The 15,367-nt window shown below is 52.5% G+C and carries 10 protein-coding genes and 1 other RNA gene; 2 read left to right on the top strand and 9 right to left on the bottom strand.

The genetic code is table 11. The features are described from left to right. Positions 1–146 precede the first annotated feature (146 nt). The 4 genes from KFE13_RS04075 to KFE13_RS04065 form a co-directional block, all read right to left on the bottom strand. Positions 147–1,241, bottom strand: coding sequence for a beta-propeller domain-containing protein (locus KFE13_RS04075; protein WP_260705902.1), 1,095 nt, complete (start codon positions 1,239–1,241; stop codon positions 147–149). 66 nt (positions 1,242–1,307) lie between these two features. Beyond that, positions 1,308–3,707, bottom strand: a complete 2,400-nt coding sequence (locus KFE13_RS04070; RefSeq protein ID WP_260705901.1) for a glycoside hydrolase family 95 protein — start codon at positions 3,705–3,707, stop codon at positions 1,308–1,310. A 388-nt stretch (positions 3,708–4,095) separates the two neighbouring features. Beyond that, complete coding sequence (locus KFE13_RS18660) at positions 4,096–4,284, bottom strand: Rossmann-fold NAD(P)-binding domain-containing protein (protein WP_390891613.1); 189 nt, start codon at positions 4,282–4,284, stop codon at positions 4,096–4,098. 79 nt (positions 4,285–4,363) lie between these two features. Beyond that, positions 4,364–4,519 (bottom strand): hypothetical protein, encoded by a 156-nt coding sequence (locus KFE13_RS04065; protein WP_260705900.1) that lies wholly within the window; start codon positions 4,517–4,519, stop codon positions 4,364–4,366. Between the two features lie 343 nt (positions 4,520–4,862). Between KFE13_RS04065 and KFE13_RS04060 the strand changes: the two genes are divergently transcribed. Beyond that, positions 4,863–8,546, top strand: coding sequence for a TonB-dependent receptor (locus KFE13_RS04060; RefSeq protein WP_260705899.1), 3,684 nt, complete (start codon positions 4,863–4,865; stop codon positions 8,544–8,546). Between the two features lie 262 nt (positions 8,547–8,808). Continuing rightward, on the top strand, positions 8,809–10,587 hold the full coding sequence (locus KFE13_RS04055) for a right-handed parallel beta-helix repeat-containing protein (protein WP_260705898.1): 1,779 nt from the start codon (positions 8,809–8,811) through the stop codon (positions 10,585–10,587). A 310-nt stretch (positions 10,588–10,897) separates the two neighbouring features. Here KFE13_RS04055 and KFE13_RS04050 read toward each other — a convergent pair whose 3' ends face one another. The 5 genes from KFE13_RS04050 to KFE13_RS04030 all read right to left on the bottom strand — a co-directional run bounded on the left by KFE13_RS04050 (position 10,898) and on the right by KFE13_RS04030 (position 14,228). Further along, positions 10,898–12,013 (bottom strand): tyrosine-type recombinase/integrase, encoded by a 1,116-nt coding sequence (locus KFE13_RS04050; RefSeq protein WP_260705897.1) that lies wholly within the window; start codon positions 12,011–12,013, stop codon positions 10,898–10,900. Between the two features lie 154 nt (positions 12,014–12,167). Then, positions 12,168–12,520, bottom strand: a transfer-messenger RNA (tmRNA) gene (gene ssrA / locus KFE13_RS04045). An 81-nt stretch (positions 12,521–12,601) separates the two neighbouring features. Beyond that, positions 12,602–13,021: an EamA family transporter gene (locus KFE13_RS04040; protein ID WP_260705896.1), complete on the bottom strand. Its 420-nt coding sequence runs from the start codon at positions 13,019–13,021 to the stop codon at positions 12,602–12,604. Between the two features lie 40 nt (positions 13,022–13,061). Then, positions 13,062–13,499, bottom strand: a complete 438-nt coding sequence (locus KFE13_RS04035) for a CYCXC family (seleno)protein (protein ID WP_260705895.1) — start codon at positions 13,497–13,499, stop codon at positions 13,062–13,064. A gap of 453 nt (positions 13,500–13,952) precedes the next feature. Next, positions 13,953–14,228 carry a 4a-hydroxytetrahydrobiopterin dehydratase gene (locus KFE13_RS04030; RefSeq protein WP_260705894.1) on the bottom strand — a complete coding sequence of 92 codons (276 nt, stop codon included), beginning with the start codon at positions 14,226–14,228 and terminating at the stop codon, positions 13,953–13,955. Positions 14,229–15,367: the final 1,139 nt, after the last annotated feature.

Genomic DNA, 15,367 nt, shown 5'->3' with positions numbered 1-15,367 from the left:
AGCAGTTACGTTAGGCTGTGGCCTACAGGCCAATGCGCTCATTGAGCACAGACTGATTGCCCGAAAACTCATGTCGGCACCAATCCCGGGCTTGGATGAAGTGCATTGGTGATTTGGAGCTTAGGGATGGTGGTGGCTCTGATCACTTAGTGTTCTGATTCTCCCGGCTTCTCGGGAATTCCAGGGTCATCAAGGATTTGAACGGCTGATGCAGGGCCAAAGTGTGTCCAGTCCTGAAGCACCCAAACCACCTTCTTATCGCGCGTAACTTCGACCAACTGTGGACCGTGACGAGTGCCGCCCCGCGAGCAGATGATGGTGTTACCGTTGGCCAGACGTGTCGCAGACTGCGAGTTTTGATAGTCGTATTGCGGGGGAATATCCTTAGGGGTGATCTGCCATACGATCTTCTTGTCAGGGGTCACTTCCAGAGTCTTCACATCGTGTTCGTCCGTAATCAAGGTATTACCATTCTTGAGACGAATGGCAGCCCACGGAGTCGAGACGTCATAGCTCCACACTTCGTTGAAATTCTTGTCGTATTCGACCACCTTGCCCATGGTTAGAAATGGCACCAGGTAGGTTCCTTGTGCTGTATACCGTACATGTCGGAATTGAGGATGGACGCTGTGAGTATCCGTGGAACTGGGAGCGGGTAATACGTGATTGACTTCAATTGCATTGGTCTTAATATTGACGACCATCAAGTGAGGCGGCAGGCCATTCTCGATGAAGAGCACCTTATCCTGGCCGATGGGCTGACACGCGTGAATTTCTGTGCCAACCGGAGCGTCGTATCTCCAGACCACCTTCTTGTCCGGGGTGACTTCTGCGATGTATTGCATGCGGGTGAAGAGCACATTGCCGTTGGACAGCATCCATACATCGTCGTACTCGTTACCCGGCCCGGTTGAGTACGTCCAGATGATCTTGCCCTTGTCGACGAGAAACATCTTGTTGTAACCCTCGCCGATATAGAGCATAGAGTGTTGAGCCATTCCTTTGCCTGGTAGCCCCGGGGGAACAGGCAAAACTACCTTGGGGGGAGGAGCCTCTGTCTCCGACAGACCCATATTCGGCACATTGGATGCGGTGAAAAGCGGCAGAACCTTGTCGAACCACCTAGCCCCGTTGTGTCCAGCGAAACTACCGGCTTGTCCCGATGTAGCGAGAACACCTATGATGATTAAGCAAAGCATAGAGATGCGAACGTTCGTCGAGCGGATTGCCTTGAACTTCATGCCTGTCTCCTCGCCTACCAAGAGTTGCAGCGTTCTGAACTCAGAGATCGATGCGTAAAAATCTTTTCAAGGAATAGCGGTAAGGACATACGTTTGGCCTGCCTTGGTGTCGAAGCTAATATCGGCTTTGTCCACACGCTTAAACATGACACTCTTGCCGCTCGAAGTGCGAACCGTAGCGCCTGCAATTCCCGGATAGCGCAGCTTTAATGGACCACCGGCTCTAGAAAGGATTTCGAAACGATCTGCATGTCCCTTTGACCAGCTCGCCGAGACCTCGAAGGCGCCGCGTGCGAGCAGGCCGCGATAGTTGCCTTTCGGCCACGCTTTCGGAAGGGCAGCCAGAGGAGCGACGACTTCCTCGTGGCTTTGCAGTAGCATTTCGCCAACACCGGCAGTCACACCGAAATTGCCGTCGACCTGGAAGAGCTTCGTTGTGGTGGAATCCCGGTGGTTATTCCACAGGTTGTACATCGCGTGATTCGACTGCCATGTGTGATAGCACGTATAGGCTTGGTTACCATCGCCTGTACGTGCCCATGTGGCCAACCGCTGGGCCACGGCCCAGCCTGGCGTGCCGGCGGTAAGCCCGCGATCTTCCAGGGAAACCTTCGCCGCTGCCAACCAGGCTGGCGTTGTCGAATTGATCAACTGGCCGGGATAGAGCCCAAGGAGTTGCGACATATGCCGGTGGTGAGGCTCTCCAATCGATCCGTAGGTGGTTTCCTCGCGATATTCCTTGATCTGCCCTGAATCGCCGATCAGAATCGGGTCGAGCTTAGGCAGCTGTGCCTCGAGAACGGGAATTAACGGGTCATGGATACCGAGAACCTGAGCCGCCTTGATCGTGTCGCGATAGTTTTCATAAATCATCTGCTGATCAAATGTCGCACCCACTGTCTGCAAACTGTTGGCGTTTTCAGGTGACGACGAAGGCTTGGCGAGCAGCTTGTCGCCAACATCCTGTACGAACCGCGACAAGAAATTCGCCTGTCCACGCATAGCTGGATAGACGACTTCGCGGAGTAGTTTTTTGTCTCGCGTGAAATCGTAGTCGTCCCAGAACAGCATCGTGGTCCACGGGCCGGTGCCAAACCCGGAATGACTGGATTTACCGCTACGCTCGTAAGGGCGCATGGAATTGCCCAGCGCCCAGCCGTTGTCACCGTCGACAGCTAAGCCAGAGGAGTGATACTGGGTGAGGTACTGCTTCGCCAGGGCTTGATGGGCAGGAAGATAGGCTCGATAGAAATCGATATAGGGATCAAACAACTCCGGCAGGTTGGTATTGAATGCGAGCCAGTAGTTCATCTGTTGGTTCACGTTGTGCCAGTAGCCTGCTGTCCATGGAGGATCCTGATAGACATTCCATACGCCCTGCAGGTTTGGCGGCAACGCCCCGGATCGAGATGAAGAGATCAACAGATAGCGGCCGAACTGGAAAACCAACTCGTCCAGGTGGGCGCTTGATTCACCCGATCGGACTGCATCGATCAGCTTGTCGGTGGTGCTCGACGGCATCGGCGTGTCGAGGCTGAAATTTACCCTGTCGTAGAGTTTTGTGTAGTCCGCCTCGTGACGCGCTAGTAGGTCCTCATAACTATGAGTCGCTGCTGCAGCAATGATGTCGCTGACCTTTTTATGGGGATCGGGAAAGCCCTTGAGCTTGTCCAGCCGATCGGTAGCGGTGAACACCTGGGAATTCCCGATCGGATAATTGGTGCCGACGGCGATGAGAATGACGGCACTGGTAGCACCTCGCACGTTGATGGAGCCACCGTCAGAATTCACCGCTGTCAGTGTTCCACCCTGAGGAATCACCTTGAACTGACCCTCGAACTTGATTCCGTAGTAATCCATCGTTCCCGCAAGAGTGATGGTATTGCCGTCAGCTTTGACATCGCCGTGCTTGCCGCGGTTGTCATCTTTGGCATGACGGAAATCGGCGAGATAAGGAATTGTTGGATGAAGCGTGAATTCCAGAGCGCCAGCCTTGGAGGCGCGCAGGCGAATCACGAATACCTTATCAGGGTAGCTGGCGAAATATTCTCGCTGGTAACTCACACCCGCATCGTCGTAGGCAACATGGGCAGTCGCGCTATTCAGCACCAAGTCTCGCAAATAGTTGCTGGGTGCCGTGTGCGGAAACTCCAGAAAGACTTCGGCAAAGTTATTCAAGCCGCCGATCTTTTCCGTTGGAGCATCCACCAGGCTGTTCTCGGTAATCTGCAGCCGGTCCTGTTGTACGCCGCCAAATAGGTTGACACCCATATAACCGTTGCCCAGCGGCAGCGACTGACTGACCCATCCATCGTTATTATTGGCAGCAGGGTGGTCATACAAGAGTCGTAACGGAGTTCCCGAACGGTCGGCCGCCGCGGTTGCAGAGCGGCCTGCGCGAACAACCTGCGAGAGAGCAGCGGGCATTGGAAGCAGGGTGATAACAGTTAAAACGATCAGCCGCATCGCAGATGATGTCCTCTTCAGAAGATTCGGAAAAACTAATGGCAAGCTCATCTTTATGGTGTAGCTTGATTCCGTTCATTTCATGTAATTTACCTGCGAATTGTATATTTTACTAATGACCGGAAGCTAGCGGCGTGCCTCACCCAACTTCCGTCGTTACTGGATTAGTAACACTTCGTAGTCTCATAGGAGAGAGGGCCGTTGGCAGGCCTAAATTAAAGCCTTCCGTCAACTGATGACTTCAGGGCGATGCACTCATTGAGCAAGGTTCGAACCCCGTCGCGGTACATTTAGTCCTGCTAAACCCCATAGCGGAAGTTCTACGCTGGAAGCACTGTTACTGACTAGACGTCGACATATCAGGACTTACCTCGCGCGTTTCGGATTATTAGTAGAAAGATGGTTTATCCCCGTTTGTATTTGGTTTGTTGATGCCGAGATTTTGTGTGAAAAGCCTTTGGTTTACGAATGCACTCGACGACAAGAGCAGCGACGCCTCTGTCCCTTTGAATGGCTCGTTGCGTTCTGTTGTTTCGTAGTCAACTTCGTACTCGTCGCTAAGCCATGCCGGACGCAGGATGGTGTAGTCAAGCCCCGAGGCTTCAATCGCATCCGCTAGACCTCGGGGTCAGAATGAGCTGATCGATATGTCGAGCCTAGCTCTCTTTTGCTTTTGCAGGTTCAGAATCGAAAGCAGCCTCGAAATCCATGGCTTTGTTCGAAACAAAATCGCGGATTGTTTCGATTGAAAAACGCCAAGCCTGGGCCTGATTTGCCACGGCCAGGCGTTCATCTTTCAATGTCGGATTCAAGAGCTGCCAGCTGCTGCAATAAGAAATGTCCCATCTGTGCGATAGCAGCACCTAGATGGCTTTTAAATGAGGTTCGTTTGATTGCGCAGGGTTGAGATTGAGTCGCCTTGAGCGTCTGTTCCTGAAGCTTTCGCCAAATTTTACTAATGCCATTTCTTATTGTATGAGATTTGATTCCTCATTATTTTCTTGACTTTCTTTAACTTTCGATAATATCTATTTATTTACAAAATTTAATTTTCATTTGTAACTTTATGAGCCCCGTCATAACAACATGAATCGGGCGCGCCTGATCGAAGGATCGTTCTCAGAGGTTTGTATTTTGTAAGCTACGGGAGGCAGTATGCGGTATACAAAATGTTTGGTTTTATTTTTTATTAGCTGTCTATTGATTGGCAATGATATCCAATTGTTTTGCCAGTCAGGCGGAGGGCGGATCCAAGGAACAGTTCATGATGCCAGTGGTGCCATCGTTCCCAATGCACCCGTAACCGTTCTGAATGCGGCAACCGGAGTGGCGACACATCTCGTCACCAACGATGCGGGTTTGTACGTAGCTCCGTCACTGCCGATTGGAAACTACACGGTTACAGTCGAGGCGCAGGGATTTAACAGATGGGAGGGGCATCTGGTCCTGCGCGTCAACCAGACCGCAAATATAGACACCACTTTGGTCGTAGGTGGCGTGAACGAGCAGATCACCGTTGCCGGGGACGTGACACCCCTAGTGAATACGGTCAATCAAACCGTCGGAAGCACACTGGACCGTCAGCGTATCGCAGAGCTTCCAGAGAACGGGCGCAACGTTGCATATCTCGTGCAGATCACCACTCCGGGCGTGGGTCCCAACAATAGCGTCAATGGCATGAACTCAGCTGCATTTGAATATCTTCAGGACGGTGCAGTGTTAGCTAACCAGGACTTTGGTGGTGCGAACTACAAGTTGCCAGATCCCGATTCCATCCAGGAGGTTAAAGTCGAAACTTCCAATTCGTCTGCTAAGTTCAACCGCCCTGCCACCGCAATTCTGACCACGAAGTCGGGCACGAATATATTTCATGGCTCGTTGTTTGAAACGATGCGCAACAACAGCTTTGGAGTAGCACGGAGGAGAGAAGACCCCGTAGGAGTACCCGCTCCGAAGCTGATTCGCAATGAGTTTGGAGTCAGTCTAGGAGGGCCAATTTTCCTGCCTTATATAACCGGCCATGGACCTGCACTCTATGACGGTCGCGACAAGTCATTCTTCTTTATTTCTTATGCGGGGCTTGAACTTAGAAATTCTGTAACCAAGTCCTACTCGGTTCCGACTGATGCCATGCGCGGGGGCGATTTCAGTGCTCTTACAAACGGCGGCGCCGTTCCTCTGACGCTCTACGATCCGTTGACCACTTCAGCCACAACGCCATATACGCGGCAGAAATTCGCCAACAACCAGATTCCGATGAGTCGGATATCTCCACTGGCTCAGAAGATTTTTGCGATTATGCCGCACGCCACCGACACAACTGTCAATCCTTCCATTGGCCCTAACTGGTTCGGCGCTACTCCCAACAATGACAGTCAAAGAACTCTGACTGTTCGCCTGGATCGTCACTTCAACGAAACCAATAATGGGTATATCCGGTTTACTCACGCGAACACGGCACCCTTCGCCTGGCTTTCAAACAGCTATGGTCCCCCGGCGACCGATGGCTCTGCGAACCTCCAATTTACCCCAACCTACACGGATAGCGGTACGCTTTCGTTCAATCACATCTTTTCGTCAACGTTCTTCAGCGAAACAGTACTCTCCCACAATTACGAGTCGGACATCGTCGCAGCAGGACAGCACTCCAACGTCGATTATTCCGATCAGCTTGGACTGCCAAACCCACTAGGGGCAAATGGGTTTCCATTTGTCTCTGGAATAGGTTTTTTACCCTATGGTTTTGGCCCAGGAGGCGTTCGCAAGAACTCCCAGCACATTACCAATCTGGATGAAAACCTTACGCTCGTTCGCGGCCGTCATACGCTTCAATTTGGCGGTCGTTATCGGCATGAGCGAATCTGGGTGTTCCCAGACCAGAATCCTGCTGCAACAAACGTTAGTTTCGGTTCGCTTGCTACAGGGCTGTACGATCCCACATCAGGGACAAGTTATTCCAAAAATCCTTTGACTGGACATGCAACTGCGGATTTGTTTCTCGGCTACGCTGCGAGCTATACCGTCGTAAAAAATCAGCAATGGTACCGGTTCCGCAATCAGGAAATTGCTACCTATTTTCAAGACGACTTCAAGGTCACTCCGAAGCTGACGCTCAATTTAGGCCTTCGTTGGGAGATCCATCCTGCGCTGCATGAGCAGAACGGCCTTTTTGGCGGATACGACTTTAATACAGGCGCCATCGTTACCGGCAAGTCACTTGATTACCTCTATAAGATCAATGAAACCTCTCCTGCAATCATCAACGCTCTCCAGGCGACAGGCGCTTCCTTTGAGACGGCCCAGCAGGCCGGATTGCCGGAAAGCCTTGTGCATGGCAATTATCACGATATTGCTCCCCGTTTTGGCGCAGCCTACCAGATGATCTCCGGCAATCATCCGACGGTGCTTCGCGGAGGATATGGAACGTATGTGTACGCTCCTCCAACAAGAAACTTCTATGCTGAAACGCGCTCCAATCCGCCGTACACAGCGACTTTCCCCGTAAATTACACGGACACATCGCAGGATGGTTTGCCGAATTACCTCCTGCGCACCGTTCCGACTGTAGTTGCAGGACAGAACAGCTCAAATATCGTCAATCTGAACAATCCTAAGGCCTTCACCCTGGGTTCGTTTGGAGCCTCTGCTCTGGACCCCCACTATCCTTCTACATTCGTCCATCAGTGGAACTTTACGATAGAGCAGGGGCTCCCGAAGAGCGCCGTATTCCGTGCCAGTTACATCGGCGTTCATGGCACAAATCTCGAGCAGTATTGGGAGTATGATGACTCCCCCAGCACCTATACCTGGTACGCGCAGACGAATCAACCGTTGCCCACTGGCCCAAGGGCAGCCGTGCTGACGAAACCGTACCCCAATCTTCCTTATGGTTATGTTGAGGTTCAGCGGAAAACCGGAATCTCGAATAACAACTCCATTCAACTAGAGCTGCAAAGGCTGCATAAGAACGGCTATGGCTTCCAGGTCTTCTATGTGCTCTCCAATGCGTTTCGCATGGGAGGGAATGGCTGGAGAGACAACATCTATGAACCCGCGAGCTATTTTGCTCCTGGAGCTGTACCAGGTGATGAAAACGCATCGAATCGCTATCAGAACTACATGCGTGATACCACTGCAGCACCACAACACCAGATCCGCTGGAACTGGCTGATGGACATGCCATTTGGTAAGGGAAAGAGATTCCTCGGAAACTCAAACCGATTTATGGATGCACTGGTTGGTGGCTGGCAGCTCGGCAGTATTGGCGCTCTTGCTAGCCAATGGTGGCAGCCGACGACAAACTTGTATCAACCCACAACCATGCATGTCTATGGGAAGAAGTACAAGGTAACTGACTGCCGCAGTGGAAAATGTAAACCCGGATTTCTCTGGTACAACGGCTACATCAAAGCAAACCAGATCAACGTGGCGAATGGTGTGCAGGGAGTACCGTCAGACTATTCGCCCTATAACACTCCATTCTTCCCCACGCCTGCAAATGGTGGAAGTACGAGCGATCCCAACTACAAGTACTACGAGACAAATACCAGCTTCTTTACATTGAACAATGGAAGTAAGGTGACAGCCACCTACAATCCTGGCATTAATCCGCTTCTTCACAGGTATCAGCTGGGCCCGTTCAATTGGACCATGGACGCTTCTATTTTCAAGGCTGTCAAGGTCACGGAAAAGGCGGCTCTACAGATCAACGCGGACTTTTTCAATGTGCTCAACGAGCCAGGACTCAAAAATCCAGACTTAACGAGTGGCATTGTCGACCCAACTTTTTCCTCTAACACTCCACGACAGATGCAGCTAACGCTGCGATTGCTTTTCTAAAAAGCTTCCACTCTTTGACCGAACCCTCGGGGAGATACATGATTCTCTCCGGGGATTTTTTTAGAAAGAATGACAGGAAACAAAGGGGAATATCTTGAAATTGAGAAGATGGAGCAGATCCATAACTGTGATGTATCTTTCCGCAACGGGACTTATCTGCACCATACCCGGGCATTCCAGCAGAGCGGAAGCAGAACCGTCTACTCTCTTTGTCGCACCCGATGGCCGTGGAGATCTTTGTACGGAGCGCTCACCCTGCTCTTTGGAAGCAGCCAAAACCCGTGTTCGTTCGCTCACTTCATCCATGCAGGCCGATATTGTTGTTTCGCTCAACGACGGACTATATCGCCTGACGAGTCCTCTTGAGCTGACTTCGGTGGACTCCGGAAACAACGGTCACAGTGTTATCTGGCATGCGACAGGACAGCACGTCGTCTTCGATGGTGCCATTCGCATTCAAAAATGGCATGTTGTCGATCGAAAAATGAATCTTTGGAGCGCACCAGTTCCTCCAGGAACGAAGTCGCTACAGCTTTTTATAAACGACAGTCGAGCCGTGCGTGCGCGCGGCCTCGGTTGCAAAAGTCCCGCTCAATGCGTATATACCGCTACGGGCATGCAAGGCGTCGATCCACAGCTTGCAACGTTTCGCAGGCCACAGGAGCTAGTGGCAGTATTCGCAGCAAGGTGGCGCGACTTCCACTGTCCCATTCATTCCATTGCAGGGACAGAAATCACGATGGCTCAACCCTGCTGGCATAATACAGTGATCGATTCGAAAAACGGTTGGAGCAGTGCTAGCCCCAAAGGGCGCTCTTTCAAAGGCATCGAGTGGTTTGAGAATGCCTATGAATTGCTGGGCACACCAGGTCAGTTCTATCTCGATACCCATGCCAATGTCGTCTACTACGTCCCGCGTCCAGGGGAAGATTTGCGTCGTGCCGATGTCGAGATGCCGATTGCCCAGTCACTTCTGACGATGACGGGGACGTTCGAAGCTCCTATCCATGACCTCAAATTTGAGGGGGTTACATTTGCACATACCACCTGGTTATCCCCCGACACAAACGAAGGCTACGTCAGTCTGCAGGCTGGCTATCTTGTCAATGGGAATCGTGAACGTCTGCCGGATAACGGGGAGGGGATGACACGCATCGCCACAGCAGTAACGGTGCTGGGTGGGGAAAGAATCTCTTTTTCGCACGATCGGTTTCAAGAACTGGGTGCCGGCGGCATCGCATTAGCCGGAGGAACGCACGACAGCTTAGTGTCTTACAGCAAGTTTTATGACCTCTCGGGAGGAGCCGTCTTTATCGGTGATATCGAAGCATATCCTGCCGGTGCGCGCCTGAAGTCATCGAACAATCGAATCGAACGCAACACGATTGATCGTGTCGCTCGCGAATACCGCGATAACGTCGGCATCATGGGTGCCTTTAATGATGGATTGACGATCGATCACAACACCATTGAAAACCTACCGTATACCGGACTCTCAGTAGGGTGGGGCTGGAACTACGAAGGCGATAAGGCCACGCAGCATGGAATTCGAATTACCCATAACAAATTACGGAATTTTATGTTGGAACTCTACGACGGCGGCGCTATTTATACGCAGGCTCAATCACCCGATTCAGAAGTGTGCGCGAACTACATTGACTTCAGCGGTACTGATCATGCGAATGGTATCTACTTGGATGAGCGCAGCCGGGGTTATGCCGTACACAACAACGTTATATGGAACATTAGCAAGCACGCTCAAGCTGACGACGAACACGCTCCCGATCAGAATCGCTGGCTCTCGGCGTGGTCGTCTTGGAGTGGAGAACTCGTTATGACGAACAATTGGAGCGACGATAAACATCTCAAGCCGCACAATCCGGGACCAACAAAGGTATTCGGTCCCAACTCGCTAGCTTTATCCGTCCTTCCAGTCGAGGCAGAGCATGTCATCGCAAACACTGGTGCAGATGCACCTGAAGCCGATATTGATACCCCATGCGTGGACATACCGGGCATCAGGCCCATTGAAGGCCGATAGGACGTACTGCATCGTTTTTCTGACTGCATTGGGCCCTTTGTGCACACGTTTCTACTGCCGCAGAATCTGATCGATCACCCAAAAAGCCCTCTCAGAGCGAACCTGGCTATTCTGTTGCGTTGGAGCGGCACTATTCCGTCCCCGAGGTTGCCGCGTTGTGGGGCATCAGCGAGAAGAAAGCCCGTGAGTTTTTCCGCAAAGAAAATGGTGTTCTGCGGTGGGGAAGTCCGGAGACAACGCGCAAACGTGGCTACGAAAATCTACGTATTCCCGAGAGCGTGTTGATTCGAGTACACCAGCGTCGGGCCAGTTAGGGGGCCTGACGTGTTCGCTTGGTTGGTTTGGGTTTCTCTGGCTCCATAGCTTGCCATGCTTGACGTACGCTTGCGGTGAGCTGATCCTGCCGCGCCTTCACAAATGGCGCGTAGTGCTTTTCGGTGATCTTCACGCTCTTGTGGCCAAGCAGGATCGACACCTGATCGATCGGAATCCCAGCGAGCAAATTCTCCACGGCGAACGTATCGCGGAACATGTGTGGGAAGCATCTCTTTGTCGTTCCGTCCGGCTTCTCCAGATTTGCCACTTCAAACAAACGCCGGAAGCTGCGCTGCCAATCGGCCACCGCCGATTTCGGGTCGCCATTTCCACTCCAAAAGAAATAGCGAGGGTTCGGCTTCGGACCTGGTGGTACATTGCGTAGGTCCTCGGCAACATCGTGGGGAAGTGGAACATACACAGGCACGCCCGTCTTCGCCTGATAGAGAAACAGATCGTCGTTCGGCAGGAGCCTTGTTCTTTCGAGAGTAACCGCGTCCCGGATTCGCAGACCACTCCAGCGTAGAAGTCCCACCAATGCGCGAAGGCGCTGGCCGCGCTTGTCAATGTCGTAGGCGCGCTCCATTCCATCATCAAGCCGATAGGTCGCGTCCACAATTCTCGCGTATTCCTCGCGCGGAAAATAATCCGTTGGCTTTTGATGGACGGTAATCCGCTTGAGGTTCTGGGTGGGTGTTGTTGTGATCCATCCCGCGCGAATACAAAACCAGAAGAAGCCGGTCAACCGTTCCTGCTTCTTCTTCTTTGCCAGTCCACCATCTTTCCATGTTGTACGGAATGACTGAATGGCTCGAAGGTCGATTTCGCGCAGCAGAGTATAGCCCTCAGCCTTAGCCCAACTCAGGAACTGCTTTTTGAAGATCGTTTCAAGCTTCGCGAGTGTCGAGTCCGCGAGCTCACGGGCCTTTGCATCCGCTAGGTACTCATCGACGGCCTGCTGAAGCGTCGTCGGAGCCTCCTTCACGGGAGGAGGAGCTTTGGGGTCATCTGCGGATTCGATCTCTTGCGCGAGCCCCTGTGCCCGTTCCCAACTCGCGGTGTGAAGGCTGCGCCGGATATAGGTGTTGTTGACCGTACCCTCCACCCACATGGGGCAAGAGCAACGCTTCCAGTAACGGTCATCGCATTTCGAGCAACGCATGAGATGGCGGCGATACAGCGTCAACATAATGTAGCTATCGTACGCGTATCGTACACAGGAAAGCGATGAATTTGTAAGCTAAACAAAATACTAAAGTTAAGTCTGGTGGAGGCGGCGGGAGTCGAACCCGCGTCCGAAAAAACTTTCAACAGAGAGCCTTCATGCTTTTCCCGGTTCATTTTGTCTCGTCATCGCAGCTTAGAACGGGCGAAGATGCTGCGACGACCAGCCTGATCGATCTCGCCATTCCCGCGCAGGCGGAGCAGGTTTGGCCAGCCTACTGTGCGACGATCGGTACGGGCCCGTAGGCGAAGCTCGAGCGATCGGCTACTTAGTTAATTAAGCAGCAAGAGCCAGGTTGTTGTTGGCACTTATAGTTTTGTGAGCGATTACGGGTGTTCACACCCCGACATGCCTCTCTGCCGCAAGCAATCCCGTCGAAGCCGTGACGCCCCCATCTGGAGCTGGCACCAACATTGCATTGGGCCTTACCAAAGAACTATCTCCATTATACCGCTTGCTGTTCGGTTGCTTTCTTCATGCCAATGCGAGGATGACCGCGCCGATTGCGATGAGAGAAACGCCGCCCACTTTCAGCAGTGTCAATTTCTCTCCGAGAAAGAGCCACGCTCCAAGAACGACGAAGACGACGCTGAGTTTGTCGATTGGTGCGACGCTCGATGCTGGTCCAAGCTGCAGGGCGCGGAAGTAGCAGAGCCACGAGAGTCCGGTACAGATACCGGAGAGAATCAGAAATATCCAGCTCGTTCGTCCGATCTCTGCCAAGCCGTTATGCTTCTCCAGCCCGATAGCGATGGCCCAGGTGAACAGCACGATGACGGTTGTGCGGATTGCAGTCGCCAGATTGGAGTCAATGTTCGCGACGCCAACTTTGGCCAGCAGCGCGGTCATGGCCGCAAAGACGGCAGAGAGAAACGCCCAGAAGACCCAGCTCATGGCTTGAGCATACGCCTTCCATTCGCGATTTCTTTTGTGGCTAGAGGGTAGCGTTCTCCAGATCGACATCGATCCAGTCGCCTCGGATGATGCCGGCGCGAATCTGTGCAGGCGTTTTGCCCTTCTTCGTCTGCTGGTAGGCGTAAACCGCTTCCTTCATACAGGTGGAGCAGGCTGCGCCGTGCGTTCCTTCGAAGCAGCTGTGCAGGCTATTGTGTCCCATTGCGCGATCGCAGTGGCAATAGCACGGCTGCTGATGCAGAACGTTGGGGATCTTCGCGGCCATCTTGTAGGCCGTTGCCTGATATGGATGCGTAAAATACTCGCCTGTTAGCTGATTGCCGCTAAGGACAGGAGGCAGCGGCTTAGCTGGAGCCTTCGCGTTATAGGCGGGAATATCCGCTGCGGGATTGCTCCACTGCGCGGAGGCAGCAATTGTGACAAGCCCTAATGCGAGGCATCCAAGAAGTCGCTTCATGTAGCCATCTTAATTTAAGGATGGGCGATTGTGAATTCAGAGGTACTGGAATTGTGCAAAAAAAGACGGCACGAACTTGGGGTCCGTGCCGGGAGGCCAGTGACGCAACTTGTGTCAGCCGAGGAGTCGCCGCTCACTCAAAAGCTGAAAACTGTCCGGAACAGATTTCAATGTCCCGCAAAGAAAAGATACCACAATTTGGAAGAGGAAAAGCAAAAAATATGTTCATCCATAGAATTTTCGTTGGATAAATGCAATTGCAGAGGCCTCGTTAGAGCATAAATTGTAATTTATTCATTTATTATCAATCATTTATGGTTGTACATCTAAGTTGTTGGCAGAACTGTGAAAGATGGAAGTCCTGCAATTTTCATAATTTCAATTTTCAGTAGATGCTGGTTTCAGTCCTTTTCGTTCAATTGGAATATTTCAATGAGAGTGAGCTTTGGTCATTTAAGTTCTTGATCGATCCGGGCAGACATTTTGGTATCGCGTTGGGTAATTCCTCCCGAGTCGTGGGATGAGCCCGAGGCGCACCTTGTTATAGCGGATGTCGATATCCGGATGATGTCCCACTGCTTCGGCAAGCTCGGCAACACGGTTGACGAAGGCCATTGCGTGAACGAAGTCAGCGAACTCCCAGTCGCGAACGAGTTTGCCGGAGTCGAGCTTCCAGGCTGGAGCCGTCTTTAGGAAGATATCGATCTCGGATGAGGAAAGAGTCGCCATGGTGCCTCCTTGGTTTCAGCATCCTAGAACTGGCCCTGGTGCTCCGGCAAATCAGATCGTTGGGAGAGACCCCTCCCCCCCCCCGGGGGTGGTCGCTAAGTTATTTATTTTTAATAATTTATTAGATTTGCACAGCCTAAAATATTCATTTGATGTGGGTTATGTATCAAAATATTGATTTATAAAGAGTTAGCCCCGATCCTTTTGGATCGGGGCTTTTTGTTTGCTGATTTAAGTGTAGCGAAGTGGAAGAAACTAATCGGCAGATTTTTGTGGGTTTATTTGCTTTGGAATGAGGGCGTTAAGATTTTTGGGGGCTTGACAGGCGTTTTCGCTCCAGTTGGCTGGGTCGTTGCGCCTTCGGCTTCACTCCGGCCTTCGGCAGAGCGGGGCCGCTTCGCGGCGGCTGAATGGAGAGGGCCAAGCCTGAAGGCTTGGCGTACCTAGAGGCGGTTCGTGGCGCGTACGCGAAGACGCCCTGGGTTAAAGGTCTGGAAGCGGTTCGCGCGTGTGCGCGAATGGCCCCTTCATGGCGCAATGAAGCTGCGCCATGAAGGGTGCTCGCGACATGTACCTGCTTTGGTGGCGACGGGGATGGCACCTGTTTGTGGTGGCCGGGAGGTATCTGCGATCCCACCTTCGGTGGCTTGGATGGGTTTTTCGATGAAGGCTGCGCCATGGGTGGGCAGCCGCTTTAGTGGTGGGGATGGGGCTGCGAAGAAAATGCGGAGAGCCTTCGACGTCGCTTAAGGAGGACTCTGAAGCCTGTGCTTTAGCGAGGCGGTTCGCGCGTCCGCGCGAATGGCCCATTCATGTTGCGACGAAGCTGCGTCATGAAAGGAGTTCACAACATAAATCTGTTTGGTGGCGACGGGGATGGCCACTTGTTGTGGTGGCTGGGAGGCTTTTGTGCGATCTCACCTTAGCTCGCTGCGCGAGCGAAGATGGGCACCCGCTTCGGTGGTTGCGATCGGGTTTTACGAAGAAATGCGGAGAGAGGCTTCGACTTCGCTAAGGAGGACTCTGAAGCCTGTGCTTTTGGCGAGGCGGTTCGCGGGTCTGGGCGAATGGCTCCTTCATGTCGCGATGAAGCTGCGTCATGAGTGGGCAGCCGCTTTAGTGGCGGGGCTGGGGCTGTA

This window comes from Edaphobacter flagellatus, assembly GCF_025264665.1.
In the GTDB taxonomy this organism is placed as follows: domain Bacteria; phylum Acidobacteriota; class Terriglobia; order Terriglobales; family Acidobacteriaceae; genus Edaphobacter; species Edaphobacter flagellatus.
The sequence above is the reverse complement of the archived record's forward strand: the minus strand, read 5'-3'. Positions and strand labels throughout refer to the sequence as shown.

What these genes read in the sequence shown, in the direction of transcription:
- KFE13_RS04075 (WP_260705902.1), bottom strand. Translation starts at nt 1,241, where the DNA reads ATGAAGTTCAAGGCAATCCGCTCGACGAACGTTCGCATCTCTATGCTT.
- KFE13_RS04070 (WP_260705901.1), bottom strand. Translation starts at nt 3,707, where the DNA reads ATGCGGCTGATCGTTTTAACTGTTATCACCCTGCTTCCAATGCCCGCT.
- KFE13_RS04060 (WP_260705899.1), top strand. Translation starts at nt 4,863, where the DNA reads ATGCGGTATACAAAATGTTTGGTTTTATTTTTTATTAGCTGTCTATTG.
- KFE13_RS04050 (WP_260705897.1), bottom strand. Translation starts at nt 12,013, where the DNA reads ATGTGGGTGGAGGGTACGGTCAACAACACCTATATCCGGCGCAGCCTT.
- KFE13_RS04040 (WP_260705896.1), bottom strand. Translation starts at nt 13,021, where the DNA reads ATGAGCTGGGTCTTCTGGGCGTTTCTCTCTGCCGTCTTTGCGGCCATG.
- KFE13_RS04035 (WP_260705895.1), bottom strand. Translation starts at nt 13,499, where the DNA reads ATGAAGCGACTTCTTGGATGCCTCGCATTAGGGCTTGTCACAATTGCT.
- KFE13_RS04030 (WP_260705894.1), bottom strand. Translation starts at nt 14,228, where the DNA reads ATGGCGACTCTTTCCTCATCCGAGATCGATATCTTCCTAAAGACGGCT.